This is a genomic window from Panacagrimonas perspica, from assembly GCF_004364935.1.
Taxonomy (GTDB): domain Bacteria; phylum Pseudomonadota; class Gammaproteobacteria; order Nevskiales; family Nevskiaceae; genus Panacagrimonas; species Panacagrimonas perspica.
Window position 1 is genome coordinate 528101 of record NZ_SOBT01000009.1, and the last position, 24876, is coordinate 552976.

The 24876-nt window shown below is 66.1% G+C and carries 17 protein-coding genes; 11 read left to right on the forward strand and 6 right to left on the reverse strand.

The window, feature by feature from the left end; all coding sequences use genetic code 11:
- The first annotated feature begins 13 nt into the window (after positions 1–13).
- Positions 14–5986 (forward strand): alpha-2-macroglobulin, encoded by a 5973-nt coding sequence (locus tag DFR24_RS13905; RefSeq protein ID WP_133881999.1) that lies wholly within the window; start codon positions 14–16, stop codon positions 5984–5986.
- Between the two features lie 109 nt (positions 5987–6095).
- Here DFR24_RS13905 and DFR24_RS13910 read toward each other — a convergent pair whose 3' ends face one another.
- The 3 genes from DFR24_RS13910 to DFR24_RS13920 form a co-directional block, all read right to left on the reverse strand.
- The gene (locus DFR24_RS13910) at positions 6096–7421 is read right to left on the reverse strand and encodes a spinster family MFS transporter (RefSeq protein WP_246051660.1); all 1326 of its coding nucleotides are present in this window, start codon (positions 7419–7421) and stop codon (positions 6096–6098) included.
- A 171-nt stretch (positions 7422–7592) separates the two neighbouring features.
- Positions 7593–9011: a DUF1329 domain-containing protein gene (locus DFR24_RS13915; protein WP_133882001.1), complete on the reverse strand. Its 1419-nt coding sequence runs from the start codon at positions 9009–9011 to the stop codon at positions 7593–7595.
- 142 nt (positions 9012–9153) lie between these two features.
- Positions 9154–10182: an AraC family transcriptional regulator gene (locus DFR24_RS13920; RefSeq protein ID WP_133882002.1), complete on the reverse strand. Its 1029-nt coding sequence runs from the start codon at positions 10180–10182 to the stop codon at positions 9154–9156.
- 214 nt (positions 10183–10396) lie between these two features.
- Between DFR24_RS13920 and DFR24_RS13925 the strand changes: the two genes are divergently transcribed.
- The 8 genes from DFR24_RS13925 (at position 10397) to DFR24_RS13960 (ending at position 18484) form a co-directional block, all read left to right on the forward strand.
- Positions 10397–10864 (forward strand): DUF4282 domain-containing protein, encoded by a 468-nt coding sequence (locus DFR24_RS13925; RefSeq protein WP_133882003.1) that lies wholly within the window; start codon positions 10397–10399, stop codon positions 10862–10864.
- A 63-nt stretch (positions 10865–10927) separates the two neighbouring features.
- Positions 10928–11728: an Abi-alpha family protein gene (locus DFR24_RS13930; protein WP_133882004.1), complete on the forward strand. Its 801-nt coding sequence runs from the start codon at positions 10928–10930 to the stop codon at positions 11726–11728.
- Between the two features lie 71 nt (positions 11729–11799).
- Positions 11800–13062: a DUF445 domain-containing protein gene (locus DFR24_RS13935; RefSeq protein WP_133882005.1), complete on the forward strand. Its 1263-nt coding sequence runs from the start codon at positions 11800–11802 to the stop codon at positions 13060–13062.
- Entirely contained in the window at positions 13059–15176 is a 2118-nt protein-coding gene (locus tag DFR24_RS13940) for a DUF1302 domain-containing protein (protein WP_162851208.1), read from the forward strand. The genes DFR24_RS13935 and DFR24_RS13940 overlap by 4 nt, the downstream gene beginning before the upstream one ends.
- 21 nt (positions 15177–15197) lie before the next feature.
- The gene (locus tag DFR24_RS13945) at positions 15198–15968 is read left to right on the forward strand and encodes a hypothetical protein (RefSeq protein ID WP_133882007.1); all 771 of its coding nucleotides are present in this window, start codon (positions 15198–15200) and stop codon (positions 15966–15968) included.
- On the forward strand, positions 15965–16903 hold the full coding sequence (locus tag DFR24_RS13950) for a hypothetical protein (protein WP_133882008.1): 939 nt from the start codon (positions 15965–15967) through the stop codon (positions 16901–16903). Before DFR24_RS13945 ends, DFR24_RS13950 begins: the two co-directional genes overlap by 4 nt.
- Positions 16903–17121 carry a hypothetical protein gene (locus tag DFR24_RS13955; RefSeq protein WP_133882009.1) on the forward strand — a complete coding sequence of 73 codons (219 nt, stop codon included), beginning with the start codon at positions 16903–16905 and terminating at the stop codon, positions 17119–17121. Before DFR24_RS13950 ends, DFR24_RS13955 begins: the two co-directional genes overlap by 1 nt.
- A 40-nt stretch (positions 17122–17161) precedes the next feature.
- On the forward strand, positions 17162–18484 hold the full coding sequence (locus DFR24_RS13960) for a hypothetical protein (protein WP_133882010.1): 1323 nt from the start codon (positions 17162–17164) through the stop codon (positions 18482–18484).
- Positions 18485–18565: 81 nt separating this feature from the next.
- Here DFR24_RS13960 and DFR24_RS13965 read toward each other — a convergent pair whose 3' ends face one another.
- The 3 genes from DFR24_RS13965 to DFR24_RS13975 form a co-directional block, all read right to left on the reverse strand.
- The gene (locus DFR24_RS13965; protein WP_162851209.1) at positions 18566–19309 is read right to left on the reverse strand and encodes a TorF family putative porin; all 744 of its coding nucleotides are present in this window, start codon (positions 19307–19309) and stop codon (positions 18566–18568) included.
- 201 nt (positions 19310–19510) lie between these two features.
- Positions 19511–20371: an outer membrane lipoprotein-sorting protein gene (locus tag DFR24_RS13970; protein ID WP_162851210.1), complete on the reverse strand. Its 861-nt coding sequence runs from the start codon at positions 20369–20371 to the stop codon at positions 19511–19513.
- Between the two features lie 19 nt (positions 20372–20390).
- Positions 20391–22448: an NADPH-dependent 2,4-dienoyl-CoA reductase gene (locus tag DFR24_RS13975; protein ID WP_133882013.1), complete on the reverse strand. Its 2058-nt coding sequence runs from the start codon at positions 22446–22448 to the stop codon at positions 20391–20393.
- A 163-nt stretch (positions 22449–22611) separates the two neighbouring features.
- Here DFR24_RS13975 and DFR24_RS13980 point away from each other — a divergent pair, with 163 nt between their 5' ends.
- Positions 22612–23487, forward strand: coding sequence for an alpha/beta fold hydrolase (locus DFR24_RS13980; protein WP_162851211.1), 876 nt, complete (start codon positions 22612–22614; stop codon positions 23485–23487).
- 140 nt (positions 23488–23627) lie between these two features.
- Positions 23628–24848: a bifunctional glutamate N-acetyltransferase/amino-acid acetyltransferase ArgJ gene (gene argJ, locus DFR24_RS13985; RefSeq protein WP_133882015.1), complete on the forward strand. Its 1221-nt coding sequence runs from the start codon at positions 23628–23630 to the stop codon at positions 24846–24848.
- Positions 24849–24876: the final 28 nt, after the last annotated feature.

The window sequence follows — 24876 nt, forward strand, 5'->3', positions numbered from 1 at the left end:
GCAGGGGCGAAACATGGCGGGGCTGAAGAAGCTGCTGGCGGGAATCCGGCAGACGTTGCGTGTGCTCGGTGGCGTGATCGCCACCCTCTTCTCCGCGGTGTTCGGGTCGGTGGACTGGTATGCGCCCGACTGGATGCGCTTCCTCGGCCAGCGCGTCCGTGCGGGCTGGAACGCATTGATGGCCAGCGCCCGCGCACGGCCTGCGCGCATGGCCGGCATCGTCGGCGTCGTGGTGGCCCTGATCGCCGGCAGCTACGGCGGCTGGCGCTGGTATCAGTCGCTGCCCAAGCCCCAGCTCGTCAGCTTCGAGGTCAACGCACCCGGCCGCACCTGCTACGAGTGCGATCCGGTCGGTGCGCCCAACCCGCTGCGCGTGCGCTTCTCCGAATCGGTGGCGCCCATCGAAGTCGCCGGCAAGCCGATCGACGAGGCGCTCAAGCTGGTGACGCTGTCGCCGGCGCATCCGGGCAAGTGGCAATGGATCGACGACAAGTCCCTGAGCTTCGAGCCCGCCGAGGACTGGCCGGTCGGGCGGGTGTTCAAGGTGGCCTTCGCGAACAAGAAGTTCGTCGCCGGCCACCAGAAGCTGGACAAGTACGGCTTCGAATTCACCTCGCCCGCGTTCGAGGCCAAGGTGAAGAACACCGAGTTCTACCAGGACCCGCTGATCGCCACCGACAAGAAGGCGGTGCTGACCTTGAGCTTCAGCCACCCGGTCGACGCCGCGGACCTGGAGAAGCGCATCGGCCTGAAGCTGCTCGACAAGATCGCCGACGGCCAGGAGAAGGATCTCGGGCCGGTGGCGTACACCGTCACCTACGACAAGCTCAAGCTCGAGGCCTACATCGCGTCCGGGCAGCTGCAGGTTCCGCAGAAGGAAGGCCGGCTCGAGTTCGTCGTCGAAGAGGGAGTTCGCTCGGCACGCGGCGGCAACACGACGACGGGCGATCTGAAGTCCGAGGTGAAGGTCCCGGGCATCAACTCGCTGGCGGTCAACGAGGTCAAGCTCGACCTCGCACGCGACGAGAACAATGATCCACAGCAGGTCGCGGTGCTGGAGTTCAACTTCCCGGTCCCTGAAAAGGACACCGGCGCCAAGCTCAAGGCCTGGCTGCTGCCCGAGAAGCATCCCGATCCGAAGATCCAGGCGGAATTCGAGGAGAGCAACAAAGGCCAGCCCTACAACTGGAGCGGCAACGGTGCGGACAACCGCATCCTGCAGAAGTCGCAGCCCATCGAGCTCAAGCAGATTCTCGGCGAGCGCGACAACAGCGAGCTGCAATCCTTCTCGTACGCCACCGAACCCGGCCGTTTCATCTATGTCCGGCTCGAAAAAGGTCTGACCGCGTTCGGCGGCTATCGCCTCGGCGAGACGCAGGAGCGCCTGCTGCGCGTGCCCGAATATCCGCGCGAGTTGCGCGTGGTCTCGCAAGGCTCGCTGCTGGCGATGTCCGGCCCCAAGCGCCTGAACCTGATCTCGCGCGACGTGCCGGCGATGAAGATCGAGGTGTCGCGCCTGTTGCCGCGCCAGCTCCAGCACCTGGTCACGCAGACGCGCGGAGATTTCTCCACGCCCGAATTCAACAACTACGGCTTCGGCGAAGACAATCTCACCGAGAAATTCTCGAAGACCGAGACGCTGGCGAAGATGCCGCCGGGCAAGCCGGCCTACACAGCGCTGGATCTGGCTCCGTATCTGAAGAACGACGGCGAAGATCGCCGCGGCATCTTCCTGCTCAAGCTGCAGGCCTGGGACGAGGCGAACAACCGCGCCATCAGCACCTCTCAGGTCGACGCGTGGGGTGACATGGTCGACGCGCCGGTGACCGACACGCGGCTGATCGTCGTCACCGATCTGGGCATCCTGATCAAGCGCAACCTCGATGGCTCGCAGGACGTGTTCGTGCAGTCGGTGCACTCGGGCAAGCCGGTGGCCGATGCACGCGTCGAGATCATCGGCCGCAACGGCCTTCCGGTGCTGGACCGCGTCACCGACGCGGAAGGCCACGTGCGCTTCACGTCGCTGAAGGATTTCCAGCGCGAGCAGCAGCCGGTGATGGTGCTGGCGCGCAAGGACGGCGACACCAGCTTCCTGCCGCTGGACTATCGCGTGCGCGAACTCGACATGTCGCGCTTCGACATCGGCGGCGTCGGCAACAGTTCGGACAAGAACGCGCTGAGCGCCTACCTGTTCTCCGATCGCGGCGTGTACCGCCCCGGCGAAGAGATCCGCCTGGGCGCGATCGTGCGCACGCAGGACTGGAGTCCGCTGCCACCGGGCTTGCCGCTGCTGCTGGAAGTCACCGACCCGCGCGGCCAGCTGGTGCGCAAGGAACGCCTGCCGCTGACGGCGATGGGGCTCGAGGAAATCCGCCACACGACGAAGCTGGCGTCGCCGACCGGTACGTGGACGTTCAGCCTGTCGATCGTCAAGGACCAGCACCGCAACGATCTGATCGGATCGGTGACGGTGCTGGTGCGCGAGTTCGAGCCGGACCGTCTGAAGATGACGGCGCACCTGTCGAACGAAGTTGCGCAGGGCTGGGTCTCGCCCGACCAGTTGAGCGCGCGCATCGATCTGCAGAACCTGTTCGGTGCGCCCGCCGAGAATCGTCGCGTGACCGGCACGCTGCGGCTGTCGCCCACGGTGCCGACGTTCCCGCAGTACCCCGGCTACGAATTCTCCGACCCGCAGGCGGCGCGCGAAGGTTTCACCGAAGACCTCACGGAGACGCAGACCGACGACAAGGGCGCGGCCGAGTTCGAGCTGCGGCTGGATCGCTTCGCTAAGGCCACATATCGCCTGCAGCTCGTGACACAGGGCTTCGAGGCCGAGGGCGGCCGCGGTGTGGCGGCCGAAGTCACGCAACTGGTTTCGAACATGCCCTTCCTGGTGGGCGTGAAGACCGACGGTGACCTGTCGTACGTCGGCAAGAATGCCGATCGCAGCGCGAGCCTTATCGCGGTGGATCCGAAGCTCGCGAAGACCGAGGCCAAGGACCTGAAGCTCAAGCGCATCGAGATCAAGTACGTCTCGACCTTGGTCAAGCAGAACAACGGCACGTTCAAGTACGAGTCGCGGCGCCGCGAGATCGGCCTGTCGGATACGGCGCTCACGCTGCCTGCCGCAGGTCACAAGCTCGCACTGGATGCCTCGACACCCGGCAGCTTCGCCTACCTGGTGTTCGATGCCAGCGGCCAGCAGCTCGCGCGTCTCGACTACACGGTGGCGGGCGAAGCCAATCTCTCCGCGCGTCTCGAGAAGAACGCGGAGCTGCAGATCGCGCTGTCGAAGAAAGACTACGCGCCGGGCGAGGAGATCGAATTCCAGGTGACCGCGCCGTACACCGGCGCCGGCCTGATCACCGTCGAGCGCGACAAGGTGTACGCGTGGAAGTGGTTCTCCGCCGACACCACCGCGAGCACGCAGCGCATCACGCTGCCCGCCGAAGGACTGGAAGGAAACGCCTACGTCAGCGTCAGCTTCGTGCGCGATCCCGGCTCTGCCGAGATCTACACGAGCCCGTTGAGCTACGGCGTGGCGCCGTTCTCGATCAACGTCGATGCGCGACGCAGCAAGGTGGACGTCGCGCTGCCGACGCGCGTGAAGCCGGGCGAGACCGCCAGCTTCCGTTACAAGGCGAGCCGTCCGTCGAAGATAGTTTTGTTCGCCGTCGACGAGGGCATCCTGCAGGTCGCGCGCTACACGTCGCCCGATCCGCTCGGCTTCCTGTTCCAGAAGCGCAGCCTCGATGTGGGCACGCTGCAGATCCTGGATCTCATCCTTCCGGAGTTCCGCGCGGCGCTGATGCAGGCCGCTCCCGGCGGCGACGCCGATGGTCTGCTCGCACAGCACCTGAATCCATTCAAGCGCAAGACGGACATCCCGGTGGCGTACTGGTCGGGCATCGTCGATGCCGACGACACCGAGCGCACGCTCGAGTACGTCGTGCCCGATCACTTCAACGGCAAGCTGCGCGTGATCGCGGTCGCGGTCTCCGACGGCGCCATCGGCGTCTACGAGGGCGCGACGCTCGTGCGTGGCGACTTCATCCTGTCGCCGAACGCGCCGACGTTCGTGGCGCCCGGCGACACGTTCGACGTGAGCCTGGGGGTCTCCAATCAGGCCGAGGGCTCGGGCGTCGACGCGAAACTCGCGCTCAAGCTCGTCACCGGCAAGGGCCTGGAGGTGGTCAGCGGTGCAGAGCAGACCCTGGCCGTAGCGGAGGGTCGCGAATCCTCGATCCGCTTCAAGCTCCGCGCGACCGACGATCTGGGCGACGCGAGCCTGGTGTTCACGTCGGCACTCGGCACCAGGACCGCGAAGCGCAGCATCGGCCTGTCGGTGCGACCAGCCACGCCGTACCGCACGCAGGTCAGCGCATCGGTGGTCAAGGCCGGCGCCAAGCTCGACCAGCCGGTAACGCGCGACCTGTATCCGCAATTCCGCGAACAGGAAGCGGGAATGTCCGCGCTGCCGATGGGGCTGGCGGGCGGCTTCGTGTCCTACCTCGGCAACTACCCGTACTCCTGCACCGAACAGCTCGTCAGCCAGGCGATGCCGGTGCTGGTGATGCTCAAGCGCCCGGACTTCGGCCGCATCGAGAAGTACGCGAAGGCCGACTTCAACGGCCTGATCGCGGAGTTGCGTTCGCGCCAGAATCCGGACGGCGCCTATCGCTACTGGCCCGGCAGCTTCGAGCAGCACGAGTTCGTGTCGGTCTACGCGCAGCATGTGCTGATCGAAGCGGGCGAACGCGGCCAGTCCGTTCCACGCGACCTGATCGACCAGGGCAACCAGTACCTGCGCTTCCTCGCCACGCGTGACGGCGACACGCTCGACGAAGAGCGCAACGGCGCCTACGCGCTGTACCTGCTGACGCGCCAGGGCGAGACGCTGGGCGCCGAGGCGAGCCGCCTGCGTGGACGTCTGGAGTCGCGCTACGCGGAGCAGTGGCGCGGCGACATCGCGACCGCGTATCTCGCGGCGGCGATGAAACTGATGAAGCAGGATCGCGAAGCCGACACGCTGTTCTCGAAGATCGAACTCTCGGGCAAGCGGCCGGTGGATCGCTGGCACGGCGACATGACGGCGGACGCCGAGTTGCTGTATCTCGCGGCGAAGCACTTCCCGAAGCGCCTCGAAAAACTGCCCGCCGGCTACGTGGACACGCTGGCCGATCGCATCACCAAGCATCAATACCACTCGCTGTCGGCAGCCACGACCTTGCTGGCCCTGGATGCGTACGCCAACGTCGCAACGACGCAGACCGCGGGCAAGCTCAAGCTCTCCGAGCTGCTGGCGGACGGCAAGTCGAAGGATCTCGTGCTGCCCGCCGGCCTGTTCCCGAAGATCGGCTTCAGCTCCGCTGCCGCGAAGCTTCAATTCGGCAACGAAGCCGATCTGCCCGCCTTCTCGTTCGTCTCGCAGGCAGGCTTCGAGCGCACGCCGCCGAAGGAGCCGTTGCGCGAGGGCTTCGAGATCCTGCGCGAGTACACGGACAAGGACGGCAAGGCGATCACGTCCGTGAAGCAGGGCGAGGAAGTCACGGTGCGCCTGAAGTTCCGCTCCATCACGCAGGCCTCTAGCTGGAGCGTGGCGCTGGTCGATCTGCTGCCCGGTGGCTTCGAGATGGTGGTACCGCCGACCGAGGCGCAGACGACGGTGGCGCAGGCTGGCGACGACGAGGCCTCGACCAGCGAAGGCGACGAGGGCGAAGGCGACGGAAGCTCGGAAGAGCAGACCACCTGGGGTTGCCCGATCTGCCAGGCCGGCACGACCGCCAGTCTGTCCTTCGCCGATTTTCGCGAAGACCGCAGCGTGTTCTACGTCGGCGTCACGCCGGATCTGTCCGAGATCGTCTATCGCATCAAGGCGACCAACACCGGTACGTTCACGGTGCCCCCCGCTTACGGCGAAGGCATGTACGACCGCGAGTTCAACGCACGATCGGCGGCCGGAAGCGTTACGGTGACGGCGCCCTGAAGCGCCGCCGGCACTCAACGTAACAATGTAGCCCGGACGAAGTCCGGGGTTTCACCCTCAAGGGGGCGAGAGTCCCGGACTTCGTCCGGGCTACATTGCTACGTCGCGCTCAGCTTCGTCCTTCGATCTCCGAAAGACTCTTGCGGAAATGCCGGCAGCCGCCGGCGAGCAGCAGGCAGGCCAGCAGCTGCGCGGCGAACGCGACGATCGCCAGCGACACGCCCACCTTGCGATCGTCGACGAAGACGTAGTCGGTGCACATCGCGACCGCCGTGGGTCCGATGCCCAGGCCGATCAGGGTGACGACGAACAGGTAGATCGCCGACGTCTGCCCGCGCATCCGGTTGGGTACGAGGTCCTGGATCGCGGCCGCCGACACGCCGAACGGCATGCTGAAGCAGAACGTCAGCGGAAACACCAGCGCCGCGAGCCAGCCTGGACTCGGCATCACCGGAATCAGCAGTGCGAGCGGCGCGCCGCAGCCGGCGGCGATCGCCCCCACGCGCAGGGTCGCATCGCTGATGCCCCGCGCGCGCCAGCGATCCGCGAGCCATCCGGCGAAGACGATGCCCAGGCAGCCGGAGACCGCGATGACGCTGCCGTAGATCACGCCGATGTCGCGGATCGGCCATCCGTGCACGCGCTGCCAGACGCTCGGCAACCAGGCTTGCGCGGAATACGACGCCAAGGCCACGCAGGCGAAGCCGAGGTTGTGCATCAGCACCGCGCGGCGATGCTGCATCAGCGTGCGGATGACCTCGCGCAGCGGAATCGAGGCGACGGTCGCGCCCTGCCGCGCCGGTTCACGAATCAGCAGCATGAACCACGCGAAGATCAGGCCCACGCCGCCCAGCACGTAGAACACGAGCTGCCACGGCCGCGTCGTGCCGACGAGGGGCAGCACGAGTTCGCCCTGCTTCGACGCAAAACCCACGATCAGCCCGCCGACGAGCATCGCCGTGCCGGCGCCCAGGAAGATGCCCATCCCGTACACGCTCATCGCGATGGACCGTCGCTCCGGCGGAAAGCTGTCGGCGATCAGCGAATACGCCGCCGGCGACAGCGCCGCCTCGCCCACCCCCACGCCCATGCGTCCGGCGAAAAGCTGCCAGTAGTGGTGGGCGAATCCGCAGAACGCCGTGGCCGCGCTCCATACCGCCACACCCAGGGTCACGATCCAGCGCCGGCTCGCCGTGTCCGCGAGTCGTCCCAGCGGAATGCCGAAGAACGTGTAGAAGAGCGCGAACGAGAAGCCCATCAGCAGGCTCATCTGCGTATCGGAGATGTCGAGGTCGCGGCGGATGGGCGCGACCAGCAGGCTCAGGATCTGCCGGTCGATGAACGACAGCATGTAAGCCAACGTGAGCAGCCCGACCACGAACCATGCATAGGCCTGACGCGGGTAGCCCCGCGGTACGGTGGTGACGGTCTGCACGCTCTCTCCTCGGCGCGCCCTCATGGGACGCGATTCTGTTCGGTCCCGCAGATTCGACGCCGCTTCCACGTGCCGTCAAGCGGCGCCGTCTGCTAGCGGTCTGTCTGCCGCACAAAAAAAGGCGCCGGGACGAATCCCGGCGCCTCGATGCTGGAACGCTGCTACGAAGATTTACTTCGTGCGCGCCTTCTTCTTGAGCGAGGAAGGATCGAAATCCTTGTCGTCGAAGTTCACGCTGTAGTCCGTGATCTTGTCCTCGTTGGCCAGCGCGGTCACGAAGTAACGCGTGCTCTGCAGGTCATAGATGATTTCCGGCGAGCCCGTGACGGTCGGGATGAACGGTGCGGTGATCAGATGCGCTTCCTGCACCTTCCACAGCTGGCCGCGTGCGTCGTAGTTGTCCACGCCGGCGATGGACCAGGAGTCCTCGTCGACATAGAACGTGCGCTTGGCAAAGTTGTGGCGCACGCCGGCCTTCACGTTGGCCTCGACGACCCAGACGCGATGCAGCTCGTAGCGGGCCTCGTCCTGGTTGACGTGGAAGGGCTTGAGCAGGTCCTTGTACTTCACCAGCGGCGAGTTGATCTGGTAGGAGTTGTACGGGATGTACATTTCCTTGCGGCCGACCAGCTTCCAGTCGTAGCGATCGAGCGAGCCGTTGAACACGTCGATCTGGTCGAAGTACTGCTCGTTGTCCGTGCCCACGGCCGGGTTGTCGTAGCCGACGTCCGGTGCGCGGTTCACGCGACCCAGGCCCGGCGAGAAGATCCAGGCGGCGCGGCCCGAGCCGGCGTCCGGTCCGATCAGTTCATGCGCGAGCGTGAGCTGGCCGGCGACGCGCGGCGGCGAGATCGTCTCCGACAGATACATCAGCAGGTACTTGTTGTCGGCAGCCGGCGGATTCTTGAAGTTCGCGTACTTGAACTTCACGTTCTCCGTGAGCTTGGTGATCTGGAAGCTGCCGTCCGGCTTGACGATGGCCTGGTTGTTGAACCGGGTCACCGCGTTGCCGCGGTACTTCATGCGGTGGTTCCAGATGACTTCCGCGCCGCTCTTGGGAATCGGGAACGGGAAGCCCAACGAGGCACCGGTGACCAGGTCCGTGCCCGTGAGCTTGGCGCTGCTGGCGTTCTTGATCGTGGCGTCTTCGATTTCCTTCGGGAAGAAGCCGGTGCGCACACCCTTGTACAGCTGCATCTTGTACGTGGGGTACTTCGCGAACAGCGCCTTGTGGCCGTCCGTGAGCTTGTCCTGGTACTTGGCCATGTTGGCCTTGGTCACCGTGTCGAACGGCTTGAGCAGGTCGGGCTTGATGGCCTTCTTGAATTCGGCCTCGAGCTTCTTGACGTCCTTGGTGCGCAGACCCTCGAGGTACTGCGGCGTCCAGGTCTTCATGTCCGCCGGGAAGTTCTTCTCGCCGGTGTACTCCGGGACCGAGCCATCCGCGTTGGCCGCCTTGATGGCGCCGATCGCGGTGAGCTTGCCTCCGAGATCGCTGGGCGCATCGGCCTGCGCGCTGGTCCATGTAAGGGTAGGAACCGCCGCAACCACAGCGGCGAGCGCCCAGCGGCGCGCGTTGAATGCACTCATGCTTGTCTCCTCAAGGCTTGGAGCGTTGTTGTCTGGAATCCGCGCGCTGTCGCTCTTATGCCAGCCGCGAGTCGATCATAGGCCTGCCCAAATGAACCCGCCATGATTCGCGGCGTCAGCGCCGCGTGTCGGACAGGCCAACTCAATCGGTGGGATCGATGGCGCGCGCCGGTCGATTTCGCCGGGAATCGCGGTACTGCACCGGCGTCATCCCCGACCAGCGCTTGAACGCCCGATAGAACGTGCTCGGCTCGGAAAATCCGGTCAGGTAGACGATGTCCTCGACGGGCTCGGTGGTCCGGGCAAGAAGCTTGCGCGCCAGCGCGAAGCGGAAATCCGCGAGCACCTGCGAGAAGCTGGTGCCGGCGCGAGCCAGTTCGAAACGCAGCCTGCGCGGCGCGATGCCCAGTTCGCGCGACACTTCTTCCAGATCGCAGCGGTCCAGTTCGAGCCGCTGCGCGAACACGGCGCGAATTCGCTCGATCAGGTCTTCACGCTTGAGCGTGGTCAAGCGCTTCTCGGCGTGCTCCTCGTGCAACTGCAGCAATTCCGGGCTGGAGCGCGGCGAACGGTAGTCGAGCAGCTTGGCGTCGAACCAGAGTTCGCTCTCCTTGCCCTCGAATTCCACTGGGCAGCCAAAGATCGCGTCGTACTCGGCCTGCGGCGAGCGCCGGCTGGCCCGCAGCCGCACCCGTCGCGGGGCGTACTTGCCCTCGGTGACGGTCTGCCCGAAGCGGATGACCTGATGCGCCACCAGGATCTCGGTGTGACGAAGCTGGGGCGCCTCGATGGTGCTGCCCTTGACCACCACGCGAGATCCCTGGTCGTCCTGCTCCAGGCGCATGTTCAGGGCGTCGCTGACCAGACGCAGATACTTCACCGCACGCTGCATGCCCTCGCCGAAAGTGCCGCTGGAGAGCATCAGGTATTCGATGACTTCTCCGCGGAACACCGGGGCGTGCGGACACAGGTGCAGGCCCACGTCGGGATCCTGCGTCACCGCCTCGACCGTCTCCCAGAAGAACGCCTGCAGCTCGTGCGGCGTGCGCATCTGGCGCAGCGGAAGCGCTTCGGCGTTGTAGCCGAGGCGCCGGTAGATCGCCTCGACGTCATAGCCCCCCTTGACCAGGGCCTGGTGAACGATCTCCAGCAATTGTCCCGAATCGCGCATGGGCTTCTTGTGGTTATGGGTCGCGTGGAAGCCGGGGGAAGGCCCTGAAGCGCCGGTCCCGACCGGCGCGCCGGGCTAGTGTGCCCGACGTCGCAGCAAGCGTGTCACAGGCTCGGCTCGTCCGCCATGATTCGACTGTCTCAGTGGCCGGTGTTCTTTTCAAAGGCGCAGGCGTAATGTCGCGTTCCCGCGCGAGAGACCCGGAAAGAGCACCGTGGCGGACCAGGAAAAGAACGAAAACGCGCCCACCGAGACTGGTGAGGAAGCAGGAGGAGCAACAGGCACCGGGGCCCGCGAGCGCGCGCTCGGCGATCTGCTGCGCAGCCTGTTCGACTTCGAGATGCGCGAAATCATCACCACGCGCATGCTGCCGATCATCTACCGCTTCGCCGTCATCGCCATGGCAGCGCTCACGGTGCTGGGCGTGATCACGGCTTTTATCCAGTCGCTGTGGGCCGGGCTGGTGTGGCTGCTATTCGGGCCCGTGGTTTTCCTGATGCTGGTCGTCGTGGTCCGCGTCTTCCTCGAGTTCGTGATGGCCGTCTTCCGGATGCTGGTCTACATTGAAATCCTGGACCGGCGGACCTCGAAGATCGAGGGGCACACGGAAGAAGTGGTTCAGGATCTGCCCAGGATCCAGTTCTGGAAGTTCAGCCTGGGCAAGCGCCGCGTCGGAAACTGACCGGTGCTGCGCTGCCCACTACGAGAATTCTTGGCGGCGTGGACCGTCGTGGAGAGGAGAGGAATGTCGAAGCACGAGGCGGATCAGACGCCGGCTGACGCCGACGGCCCCGCAGAGGGTCCTGGCTCGTTCATCGGCTTCGTCGCGTCCGGCGCGTGGAAGCTCGCCACCGGCGCACCCCGCCGGGCCATGGACCTCGCCCAGAAAGGCCTGTCCGAGGCCGAGAAGCTGGCGTTGACGACGCTGCGCAAGCGCATGGACGCGGTTGCCGACGACGAAGCCCCCCACGACGAGGACGATGCGCCCCAGCCGCCCAGCCGCCCAGCCGCAGCGACCCCCTCGGGTATGGCGGCCGCCTCGGGACGCCTGACTGCGGCCGCTGCGATGGCCCGCCTGATGGAGGAATCGCTCGAGCAGACCGCCGAGCAGGCCCTCGAGCGCCTGGCGCTGCGGACCGTGCGCCAGCTGGTGCCCGACGAGGCGCGCATCCTGGCGGCCCTCGTCGACGGACACAGCGCCGCGCTCGTTCATGTCGGCGCCGGTCCGCTGGTGGGCCCCGCCTCGCAGCGCTGGCTGGAGAACCTGAGCCCCGTGGGACGCGAATGCGGCGTGCGTCTGCTCGACCAGATCCCCACGTATCTGGCGAACCTGCGCAACCTGGGATTGCTCGAGTCCGGCGACGAGGACAAGGCGCTACACCTGAAGTACCAGCTCATCGAAGCGGACACGCTGGTGCGCAAGACCTGCGGCGAGATCGAGAAGGCAGGCCTGCGGGTCAAGTTCTTCCGCCGCACGATCCGGATTTCGGAAGCGGGGAAAGCGTTCTGGAATGCCTGCGAGGGAGTGGGCAATCAGAGCTGGTAGCAGACGGGGGAGCGGCGCGCGGGCGCCGGTCGTCAAACCAATAGCCGGGCAACACGGCGGGAGAATCGAACATGGATTTTGCTGAAGCACTTCGGGACGTACAGGAAAACTGGATCCTGTATGCGTCCATGCCTCTGGTTGCCGCCACGATCGGCTTCGTCACGAAGATCGTGGCGATCAAGATGATGTTCCTGCCGATCAAGTTCATCGGCATCCCGCCGTACCTGGGCTGGCAGGGCATCGTGCCGCGCAAGGCCGCGATCATGGCCTCGATCGCGTGCGACACGATGACCGAGCATCTGATCAAGCCCAAAGACATCTTCATGAAGCTCGATCCCAAGCGGGTCGCGCAGGAGATCGAAGTTCCGTTGCTGGCCGCCATCGAGGACATCACGCGCGACGTCGCCTCTCACTACCAGCCGGGCCTGTGGGAAGTGGCGCCGGACGCGGTGAAGAACCTGATCGTCAGCCGCATCAAGGCCGAGGCGCCCAAGCTGGTCGAGCAGATCATGCTCGACATCCAGAACAACATCGACACGGTGTTCGACCTCAAGGACATGGTCGTCACCAACCTGCTGCGCGACGTCCCGCTGCTCAACCGCATCTTCCTCGAGGCGGGCGAGGGCGAGTTCCGCTTCATCCGCAATTCGGGCATCTACTTCGGGTTCATCATCGGTCTGGTGCAGGCCACCACGTGGGCGCTGACGCACCAGTACTCCTGGTCGCACTGGATCATGCCGGCGTTCGGCGGCTTCACCGGCTGGTTCACCGACTGGCTGGCGCTGAAGATGGTGTTCAACCCCAAGCACCCCACGCGCTACCTGGGCATCTTCGAGTGGCAGGGCCTGTTCCTGAAACGGCGCAAGCAAGTGGCGGCCGAGTACGGGCGCCTGATCGCCAAGGAGATCATCACACCGGATCGCATCATCGACGCGATCCTCCGCGGACCGCTGTCGGATCGCATGTTCGGCATGGTGCAGAAGCAGGTTCAGCGACTGGTCGACGAGCAGGCAGGTCTGGCCAAGCCGATCGTGGTGTTCGCCGTCGGCAGCCGCCAGTACCAGGAGATGAAGAAGGTCATCGCCGAAAAGGTGATGGAACGACTGCCCGCGGCCATGAAGAGCATGGAGGCCTACGCGGCTGACGCGATCGACATCGAGAACACGCTGGTCTCGCGCATGCAGGAACTCACGCCCGAGCAGTTCGAGGGCCTGCTGCGTCCCGCGTTCGAGCAGGACGAATGGATCCTGATCGCGGTCGGTGCGGCCCTGGGCTTCATCGTCGGCGAGTTCCAGGTGCAGGTCATGCTGCACTTCGCCGCAACGGGCGGATGAAGCGCGCGGGTTTCGCCGCGCTGGCCGTCCTGACGCTCTCCACGCTCGCCACTCCGGTTGCGGCGTACGAGAAGGAGTTCGACGGCGGCTTGTTCGACGGCTGGCTGATGCAGTGGCGCAACCGCGCCTCGCTGGGCATGGCCTGGCGCATGCAGGAGCGGCAGGATCGCCTGATCGGCAAGGCGAGCCTGAACCCGCAACTCTGCGCGCCGGACAACTGCATCGCGCTGACACCCGACAACACCGAACCCAACGAACGGTTCCTGGCGGCGCGCGGCGCGATGTCGTCCAACACCGACGACGGCGATCTCAACTACAACAAGGGCGACCTCATCTCGTCGGGCACGAAGTACAGCTCGAAGCTCGACTTCGGCACGACCGACTACGGCGTGGAAATTGGCGCGCTGTTCTACTACGACCCGGTCAACACCGATTTTCGCGAGACGCATTTCAACCGCATCGTCGAGCCCGGCCCTGGTCCCGGCGTGCGCACGAAGACAGACCGGCCGACCGAGGCCGAGCACCAACTGGGCTTCGACCTCGAACTGCGTGAGGCGAACTTCTACTACTTCATGGATTCCTGGGACGAACAGCCCCTGGAGTTCCGCGTCGGCCGCCAGATCCTGACCTGGGGCGAGGCGGCGGTGAACGTGCAGGGCACGCTGAACTTCGTGAACCCGCCGGATGCGAATTCGCTGGCGCGACCGGGACTGGAACTGCAGGACATCTACTTTCCGGAGAACATGATCGTCGTGCGCGGGCCGGTGCGCGGCACGCTGTCCTTCGAGGCGTTCTACCAGCTCGAATGGCGGCCCTACGGCTTCCCCGCGCGTGGTTCGTTCTTCTCGTTCTTCGACGGCGGCAACGAAGTCACGCCCAACGAGTACGTCGTCGGACCGTTCGGCAAGACGCCGGAGGATCCGCTGCAACTCGGTGTGCCGGCGCTGCCGCTGGCGCAGACCGTGACCTCGACCAGCTTCTCGCTGCGGCGCGAGGCCAACAACGAACCGGGCGATCACGGGCAGTACGGCATCGCCTTGTACTGGCTGCTCGACGAGTACTTCGAAAGCCCGGTGTCGATCAATTTCTTCCACGCCAACTACCACTCGCGCCTGCCGGCGGTGAGTGCATACGCGGCCAACGCCGCGTGCACGCGGCGAGAAGGCAACGCGCGCAACCACGACTCGACCAACCTCGTCGACTTCCTGCTCGACTGCGGCGTGCCGGGCACCAACAACAGCCCGAACGGCGGCTTCGACGCCTTGCCGCTCGACACCGGCACCTACTTCCTCGACTACGCCAAGAACATCCGCCTGTGGGGGCTGTCGTTCGATGCGGAGGCGCACAAGCTCGCGATCCAGGGCGAGCTGGTCTATCGCGAGAACCAGCCGGTGCAGGTGGACCTCGAGGACGTGCTGTTCACGGCGTTCCAGCCGATCTTCCCGCGCACGGACGTGGTCATCGCACCCGGCGTCGCCACCCTGGCGGCGTCGACGCGCGCGATCCCGACCTACCTGACCGCGTATCGCGGCGGCACGCCGGGCGAAGTGGCACCCAACAGCTACGTGCGCGGCTACGAGCGGTTCAAGACGATCCACGGCACGATCGGCTTCACGAAGATCACCGGCGCGAGTTCCTGGTTCGGTGCCAACGAGGCGGTCTACCTGCTGGAGATCAGCGGGAACTTCATTCCCCAGCTGCCGGACCTCGACGAGTTGCAGCTCGAAGGACCCGGCACGCACACGCACTACAGCCCCGGCATCGCCGACACCGGTGATGCCCTGAAGATCAACCCGATCTCGAACGGCAAGAAGGGCTACGTCACCGAGACCGCGTTCGGATATCGCTTCGCCAGCTTCCTGCGCTACACCGATGTCGTCATTCCCGGCTTCGCGTTGCGGCCACTGGTGATCTTCGCGCACGACGTTCACGGCGTGGCGCCGGGCCTTGCCGAGAACTTCCTCGAAGGCCGCAAGGTGATCATCGGCAACCTGCAGGGCCAGTACCGCAACTGGCGCGCGGATCTCATCTACTCCTGGTTCACCGGCGGTGGCGATGCGCACGTCCTGCGTGATCGCGACGCGATGGGCATTTCGATCAGCTACGAGTTCTGAGACAGAACGGGACCACGATCCATGAACGCAACCCCGCAGCGCCAGCACGGCGGCTGGCTGATCTGGATGGTGCTGCTCGCGATTCTCGTCGGCGCTGCCATCGGCGGCGCGCTGGTCGGCTACTGGGTGTTCAAGAACGTCGATGCGCGCCTGTTGCTGAGCAACCAGCCCGCGAAGATCACGATCGATGAAACGCTGAAGGTCAACGCACGCGCGCTGGACAACCTCAACATCCGGCTGGACGACACCATTCACACCAAAGTGCCGGTCGACCAGATCATCACCGTGCCGGTGAAGGAACAGCTCAACGTCATCGCCGACTTCGACGGATCGGTTCCGATCCGCATGAACGTGGCGGTTCGCGACAAGATCGTGCTGGACCAGGTGCTCGACCTCAACGCGGTGATCGACGCCGAGATTCTCGGCGACAAGCTCAAGCTGCCGATCCGCGGCAAGGTGCCGGTCAAGGCGATCGTGCCGGTGTCGCTCGACATCCCGGTGGATCAGATGGTGAGGCTCAAGTTCAGCGCGCCGGTGGGCGTGCGCGTGCAGCAGGCGCTCACCGTGCCGCTGAAGACGGTCATCGAAGCCGACATCCCGATCCAAGCCGACCTCTCGGTGCCGGTGAAGTCCGACATTCCTGCTGAAGCGACGCTCAGGCCCGGCCCGCTGGCGGCGACCATCGTCGAGGCCGACCTGCGCCTGCCCTTGCGCACGCTGCGGCTCGAAACCAAGGACAGCCAGAACGCGGCCTCCGCCACCACGGATTCGTCGGCAGGCGCCTCGCGGTGACCAACGACGACGATTTCTTCGAGCTGCCGAAGGGGCGGCCGCCGCCGCGCAAGGCGCCGGAGGTCGAGGCACCCGCCCCGTCAGCGCCAGCAGAGCGTCCCGTCGCGAGCGCACTGGCGGAAACTGCGGCGCCGCAGGTCGCGCCTGCTTCTGGGCTGAGCGCACCGCCGCCGCCCCTGCCGCCGAACCTTCCACCGCCCGGCGCGAGCAGAAAGCCCCCGCGACTCTGGCTCTGGCCCGTCTTCGGCGTCGGCGTCGTGGGCGTGATCATCATCGGCGGCCTGCTCGGCTACTGGGTCTTCATGAACGTCGCGGCGCGACTGCTGATCAGCGATCAGCCGCTGACGATCCAGCTGCCGCCGCACGCCGACGTCACGATGCAGACCGACCACAAGATCGACGTGCTGATGAAGGGCACGATCTACGCGCAGGTGCCGCTGGTGCAGACGCTGGACCTGCCGGTGAAGGGCACCTACGACACGATCGTGAACATCGACACCAAGGTGCCGCTGGAGACCGTGATCACCTACGAAGGCATCATCCCGGTGGACAGCATCGCCGAGATCGAAGCCAAGGCGCCGGTGAATTTCCAGAACGTGAAGAAGTACAAGAATCTTCACTTCAAGGCCAAGCTGCCGCTCAAGCTGCGGCTGCCGGTGAAGCTCGTCGTACCGGTCAAGCAGGACATCCCGCTGAAGTACCACGGGCCGCTGCGCGTGGCGATCGACCATGTCATCCGCGCGCCGGTGAACACCACGCTCAAGACGGCGCTCAAGGTGGACCAGGAGTTCAACATCCCGATCACGACCAGCGTGCCGCTGCGGCTGGATCTCCCGCAGCATCCGGTGAGAGCGACGATCGTGGAATCCGATCTGAATCTCGACCTGTCGACGTTGCGCCTGGAACGAAAGCCTGGTGCCGGAGCAACGCGCTGATGGCCCGCTCCGATTTCGAGCTGCTCGCGCGCGAACTGGGCGGCGATCCGCCCGAGACGTTCCACGCCCTGCCCCAGGACGGCCTCGCATCGCTGACCGCGGCATTGCGCGCGGCTCGCGCGCGCCAGAAGAAGCAACTCGACGAGGCGCTCACCAAGGCCCTGGAGCATGTGCCGGCGCTGATGCGTCTGCCGGTGCGCAAAGTGCTGGGACTGTGAGTGCTCTGCACTGTCCGCTGCCGCACACCGGCGCGCGCCGGTGAGCCGCCTCGCCCGCAAGGCCGAGATCCTCAAGCTCGCGCGCGTGCTCGGCGTCGGTGAGGCCGATCTGGCCTATCTGCACGGCTCGGATGCCGAGAGCATTCGCAGCTTCCGCGAACAGGCCAGCGCACGACTGTTCGATGCCGACGAGGCGCGCCTCAAGCGCGTGGCCGCCGCCAGCAAGCTGCTGCCGATTCCGCTGATCGCACTGATCGCCGAGCACGTGTTCGGCGACGTGCTGTGCGCGCGCGTGGCCGGCCTGATCGCACCGGACCGTGCAGCCGATCTCGCCCAGCGCCTGCGCGTCGGTTTTCTCGCGGATGTCACGCTCGAGATCGATCCGCGCCACGTGCGCGAGGTGATCAAGCGCATCCCGGTGGCGCGCATCGTCGAGGTCGGGCTGGAGCTGGCACGCCGCGGCGAGTTCGTCACGCTCGCGCGCTTCGTCGATTACGTCAGCAGCGACGCGATCAAGGCGGTGATGGAGAAGCTCACCGACAACGCGGCCTTGCTGCACATCGCGTTCTTCGTCGAGGACAAGACGCGGCTCAACGAGCTGGTCGGGTTTCTACCCGAGACGCGACTGCGCGAGATCATTTTTCTCGCCGCCGACGAGAGCCAGGATCTCTGGGCTGAAGCGCTGGCACTGATGAACTACGTCAGCCCCGAGTGGCGCAAGCGGCTCGGTGAACTGGCGGCCACGCTCGACGACGGCATCGTCAGCAGCATGGCCCGCTCGGCGCAGGCGCAGAATCTCTGGAGTGCGGTGCTGCCGATCGTCGGCGTCATGAGCAGCGCTCATCAGCAGCGACTGCTCAAGCTGCCCATCCTCGGCGACGAGACGGTGCTCGACTCGATCGTCAAGACCGTGGACGTGGATCACCTGTGGAACGAGTTGATCCCCCTGGTGCCGATGATGCAGCCCGAGCAGCAGCGGCGCCTCGCCAACCTGCCGCGCCTGCGCGAATCGCGTGTGCTCGAGGCGGTGCTCAAGGCGACGGACGTGAACGGCTTGTGGAATCAACTGCTGCCGCTGGTGGGGCTGATGGACGAAGACGCGCAGCAGAAGCTGGCGCTGGCCGCGGAGAAACTCAGCGACGGCGCCTTCGGCCGCGTGTTCGACGCCGTGCAGGTGGGCCGGACCTGGGCGCCGCTGCTCGTGCTGTTGCTGCGCATGCGCGAAGACGTGCGGGCGCGGATCGCGCCACTGGTCCAGAAGCTTTCGCCGGAGAGCGCACGCTTCATCGCGCAGGAAGCCGGCCGGCTCGGCGTTCTCGATCGCCTCGAATCCTTGTGGGATTCGTTGGCAAGACTGCGCTGACCGTAGCCCGGGTGAAACCCGGGGTTGCCTTTCGATCTGCGAGCGCAACCCCGGGTTTCACCCGGGCTACGAGTGATGCGGTCAGAAGGTGAACGTCTGCTTGGCGCTGATCATCACCTTGGGCTCGTCCTCGGTGGCGACGAACGCGCCCTCGTCCTTCAGGTTGGTATCGACGAATCCCAGCGAGAACACCAGGCCTTCGCGGATGGTCTTGTTGAGCATCACGCTGTAGTCGATGTACTTGTCGCCGTAGAAATACTCGGCGCCATCGCCGTGTGTGTACCCGACCTGCCCCGCCACCGAGATCGTGTCGTTGACCTTGTGCGTGTACGTGGCCGTGTAATAGAAGGCTTCTTCGTCGGTGCCGACGTAGTCGTCCGAGTAGTAGGCCTGCAGCTTCACCGGCCCTGCGAACAGCGTGGCGAAAAATTCCAGCGTGTCGAGATCCGTCTGATCGATCGTTCCGTCACCATCGACGTCGTACAGCGGGCTCTCCTTGTCTTCCGACAGGACGTAGTACAGCGCACCGACGTCGGCCATCACGGTGTCGCTGAACTTGTGCAGATAGCCGGCGTAGAGATCCAGCTCCGAGCCGCCGAACGCGGCCGTGTTGGTCGCCCAGACGCCCGCCAGCAGACCGCTGTCGCCGACATGATCGATACCGCCCTGCACTGCCACGCCGCCGTTGGCGACGATGCCGCGAAACACGTACTCGCTGAATACGCCGACATGCCCGGTCGTCGCGGCCAGCGCGACAGGGGCAACAAGGCTGGCGCCGCACAGGCCGAGGCCCGCAGTCCATCTGCTGAGGGGATAGCTCTTCACGTAGGGTCTCCTGGGATCTTGTTGTCGTGTGAAACGCGACGCCCGGTCCATGGCCGGATCGTTCAATCCCGAGGTTCGGCGGTGACCCGGGGCGCGACAAGCTAGGGCGGGTCCTAGGCGGCGTCACTGACCCTCGTGATTGCCGTTTCGTCTTGTGCCGACAAGGCACTCCGCCTGTTGATGCTCGCGGTGCGGCCGGTGCTACTTCTGGAAGGTCTTCGGATCGAACAGGCGCGAGGCCAGCTTCGGCGACGTGTTCACGCCGCGCAGCGAAAGCTCCGCGCGCGTCCCGCGCACGCTGTCGACGACCGTGGCGCGCGACGCATAGGTATAGGCGCCTGCACGGATCAGGCTGGCCGGGTCGACCTCGTACTGCTTGACCGTGCGATCGGCGTTCTGGAAATCGGCGCGAAGGATCGCGCAGCTTTCCTTGTCGACCGCGGCGATCACGCGGCGATACGGCGAGTCGGCCACGGCCGGCACGAAGCGAAGCTGGTGGGCAGGCCGGCCTGCGACGGTGGCGGGCGCATCCATCGTGATCGACGAGGCGGCCAGCGCCTGGCTGATCAGTCGCAGGTCTGCGTAGTTCAACGTCGTGCCCGCGATCTCCGATTCCGGTCCCACACCGCTGAGCCTGCGCACCTTGCCCAGCGCCGGCAGGTAGAGATACAGCGCGTCCTGCGCATCGTCTTCCACCAGGAGGTAGCGCATGCCGGCAAGATCGGCCGGCGCCGTGATGTGCAGCGCTGCGCGCAGGCCGCGCTCGTCACGACGGCTGTAGAACGCACCGGTCAGCGTGCGGTTGGTGACACCGGCGCCTTCGGCCTCGATGTGCAGCTCCGACACCGACAACTGCCGGGGCGTATTGGCGCGCATGCACTCCAGCGTCTTGACGATCGGCGTCTGCGTGGTGACTTCCATTGCCGCGGTGCAGGTGAGCACGGCGACGGCCGCCAGCGCGAAGGCGCGAAGGCGCACGCGTGCTACCCGCTGAGGGCGGCGCGGCGCGTCCGCGCTGGCATCGCGCTGAAGTTCACCAGGCGGATCGACGAGGCGTTGCATGGGCCGCAGTTCAGCACGCTCAGAGGCGTGCCGCGAGCCGGCTGGCCTGGTTGATCGCGCGCTTGGCATCCAGTTCCGCCGCCTCGTCCGCGCCGCCGATCAGGTGGACCTTCGCGCCCGCCGCCAGCAGCGGCTGGTGCAGCGCACGCTGCGGTTCCTGTCCGGCGCAGATCACGACGTGATCCACCTCGATCAGCTCCGCTTTCTCTCGCTTGCCGCCGTAGCTGACCAGCAGACCGCGCTCGTCCATCGACTCGTAGTTCACGCCGCTGCGCGTCTGCACTTTCTTGGCCTGCAGCGCGGCGCGATGGATCCACCCCGTCGTCTTGCCCAGTCCCGCTCCCGGCTTGCCTTCCTTTCGCTGCAGCAGGAACACCTCGCGCGCCGGCGGCGAAGGCTGCGGGCGTACCACACCGCCACGCGACTTCGACGGATCGGTGACGCCCCACTCCTTCATCCACTCGACGGCGTCGAGCGTGGGCGAGTGACCGTCGTGGACGAGATACTCGGCGACGTCGAAGCCGATGCCGCCCGCTCCGATCAGCGCCACGCGGGCGCCGACCTGCGCCTTGCCGGCCAGCACGTCGACATAACTGAGCACGCGTCCGATCTTCTGCTGTTCCTCGAGCCCGGGCATCGAGACGCGGCGCGGCGTGACGCCGGTGGCGAGCAGGATGTCGTCGTATCCGCCGGCGATCAGCGACTCCGGCGTCACCGGCGTGTTGAGGTGCAGCTTCACGCCGGTGCTGCGGATCTTGCCGTCGAAGTAGCGCAGCGTTTCGTGGAACTCCTCCTTGCCCGGGATCTGCTTGGCCATGTTGAACTGGCCGCCGATCTCGGAATGCGCCTCGAACAGGTCCACGTCGTGCCCGCGTTCCGCGCAGACCGTTGCTGCCGCCAGGCCTGCAGGTCCCGCGCCGACCACTGCGATGCGCTTGCGTCGCGCCGCCGGCGCATAACTCAGCTCGGTCTCGTGGCACGCGCGTGGATTCACCAGGCAGCTCGCGATCTTGAGCTTGAACGTGTGATCCAGGCAGGCCTGGTTGCAGCCGATGCAGGTGTTGATGTCCTTGGCGCGGCCTTCCGCAGCCTTGTTGACGAAATCGGCGTCGGCGAGGAACGGCCGCGCCATGCTGATCATGTCGGCGTGACCGTCGGCGAGAATCTTCTCGGCCACTTCCGGCGCGTTGATGCGGTTGGTCGTGCACAGCGGAATGCCGACTTCGCCCTTGAGCTTCTGCGTGATCCACGTGAAGGCGCCGCGCGGCACCGAGGTGGCGATCGTCGGCACGCGCGCCTCGTGCCAGCCGATGCCGGTGTTGAGAATCGTCGCGCCGGCCTTCTCGACACCCTTGGCCAGCATCACGATCTCGTCCCAGGTCTGCCCATCCGGAATCAGGTCGAGCAGCGAGATGCGATAGATGATGATGAAGTCGCGCCCCACCGCTTCGCGGATGCGCGAGACGATCTCCAGCGGCAGGCGCATGCGGTTGGCGTAGCTGCCGCCCCACTCATCGGTGCGCCGGTTCACGTGCGTGACCAGGAACTGGTTGATGAAGTAGCCCTCGGAGCCCATCACTTCGACGCCGTCGTAGCCGGCCTCGCGCGACAGCTGCGCGCAACGCACGAACGCGCGGATCTGCTGCTCGACGCCGCGGCTGCTCAACGCGCGCGGCGCGAACGGTGAGATCGGACTCTTCACGCGCGAGGCGCTGACCGCGAGCGGGTGATAGCCGTAGCGACCCGCGTGCAGGATCTGCAATGCGATCTTGCCGCCGTCCGCATGGACGGCATCGGTGATGACGCGATGGTCGCGTGCCGCAGCGCTGGTCCCCAGCTTGCCGGCGAACGGAGAGACCCATCCCGCGACGTTCGGCGCGAAGCCACCCGTCACCATCAGCCCCACGCCGCCGCGGGCGCGCTCTGCGAAATACGCCGCTAGCCGCGGGAAATTCTTGGTCCGGTCCTCGAGGCCCGTGTGCATCGAGCCCATCAGGACGCGGTTCTTCAGGGTCGTGAAGCCCAGATCGAGGGGCGCGAGAAGGTGCGGATACGGCGAACCTGCGGATGAACCCATCTTTCGAAACTCCCTGAATTTGCACGCAGCCTATCGGGGTCGATCGCGGGCGATCATGCGAACACCGCCACCCCCGCATGGCGCTGAAGCCGCCCATCGGCCCAGCCCGCTCGGTAGTTGCCCCGTAATGACACGCCCTTCCCGCCGATGTCAGGCTCCGGGGATGAAACCGACCGTTTATCCCGTCGAGCAGAGCTACTTCTTCCACGGTCACTACCGCCTGGGCTACGAGATCTACGGTCCGGCCCGCGGCACGCCGGTGCTGCTGGTGCACGGCATCCTGATGGACGCCTACTGCAACCGCGACATCGCCGGCACGCTGGCCAACGAAGGCTATCGCGTGATCCTGCTCGACCTGCTGGGTCACGGACGCAGCGACAAGCCGACCAAGGCCGCGGAACATCGCGTCGATTTCTATGCCGAGCAGGTGCTCGGCCTGATGGATCACCTGGGCCTCGAGCGCGCCATCCTCGGCGGCGTGTCGCTCGGCGCCATCACGACCCTGACCGCGGCCTGCCTCGCACCGCACCGCGTGCGCGCGCTGTTCCTCGAAATGCCGGTGATGGAAAACGCCGTACCGGCAGCGGCGCTGATGCTGGTGCCGCTGATGATCGCGGTGCACTACGCCAAGCCGGTGTACCGGATCTTCGCGCGCATCCTGCGCAAGCTCCCGGAACCCAAGCGCGCGGTGCTCAACAGCGTGCGCAACGCGCTGGCCGCGGAACCCGAAGTGATCCGCGCCATCCTGCACGGCATCCTGGTCGGCCCGGTCGTTCCCTCGGTGCGCCGCCGCCGCCACATCCAGTCGCCGACGCTCGTCATCGGCCACGCGCGTGATCCGCTGCACGACATGGCGGATGCCAAGGCGCTCAGGCGCCAGCTGCCGAACGCCGAGATTCTGGTGGCACGCTCGGTCATGGAGCTGCGCACGAAGCCGGAGCGCCTGATGCCGCGCGTGCTGGAATTCCTGCATGCACTGCCGGCCGACACGGACCGGCCGGGATCGGTGCGGCGTACCGCGCTCGCCGCCAACGGCTGACCGCGGACGTAGCCCGGGCGAAGCCCGGGGTTCACCTCGTACACGGAGCGCAGCCCCGGGCTTCGCCCGGGCTACGGTGACGCTAGAAAACCTGCCTCGTCGCGATAAACTCGCGCGCCCTGCAGCGCAGAGTCCGTGTCATGGCCGTGAATCTCTCCGTTCCCGACGTCCTGCATCCCGTTCCGGGCGTGCGCCTGGGCGTCGCCGAGGCCGCGATCAAGAAGCCGGGCCGCAAGGACCTGCTCGTCATCGCGCTCGATCCGGGTGCCCGCGTGGCCGGGATCTTCACGCGCAACGCGTTCTGCGCGCCGCCGGTCCAGGTCTGCCGCGAGCGGCTCGCCGCGGCGCACGAGATCCGCGCGTTGGTCATCAATTCCGGCAACGCCAACGCGGCGACCGGACAAGGCGGCATCGACGATGCTCGGCTCACCGCTGCGGCAGTGGCGCGCGCACTCGACGCCGCGCCGGAATCGGTGCTGCCGTTTTCCACCGGCGTCATCGGCCAGCGCCTGCCGATCGATCGCATGACCGCTGCCGCGCCTCAGGCCGTGAAGGCCGCCACGTCTGCGGGCTGGCTCGATGCCATGCGCGCGATCATGACCACCGACACCGTGCCCAAGGGCGCGACGCGCAAGCTGCGGACCTCGCAGGGCGAGATCACGGTCACCGGCATCGCCAAGGGCGTCGGCATGATCTGCCCGGACATGGCGACGATGCTGGCCTTCATCGCCACCGACGCGCGCCTGACGCCTGCGGCCACGCAGCGCGCGCTGGTGAACGCTGCGGGCCAGTCCTTCAACTGCGTCACCGTCGACGGCGACACGTCGACGAACGACTCCTGCGTGCTGGTCGCCAGCGGCAAGACGGGGTCGGTCGAGATCGACGAACAGCACGCCGATTACCCGCTCGTGCTCGGCGCGATCACCGAGGTCTGCGTGCAGCTCGCGCAGGCCGTCGTGCGTGACGGCGAAGGCGCCACCAAGTTCATCTCCATCGAAGTGGGCGGCGCGAAGACCGAGGCCGAGGCGCGACAGGTCGCGTACTCGGTGGCGCATTCCCCGCTGGTGAAGACGGCGATGTTCGCCTCGGACGCCAACTGGGGCCGCATCGCGATGGCGATCGGCAAGGCCGGTGTCGAAGGACTCGACCAGGGCTCGGTGAGCATCGCGCTCGACGACGTGCAGTTGATCGAACGCGGGCAGCCGCATCCCTCCTACCGCGAGGAACTCGGTTCTGCCGTGGTTGCCAAGGAAGAGTTCAGCATCCGCATCGGCCTGGGCCGCGGCACTGCCGCGGCGCGCGTGTGGACCTGCGACTTCAGCTACGACTACGTGAAGATCAACGCGGAGTACCGCACCTGAATCTTGTTCGGTCGGAACGGCGCGTCGA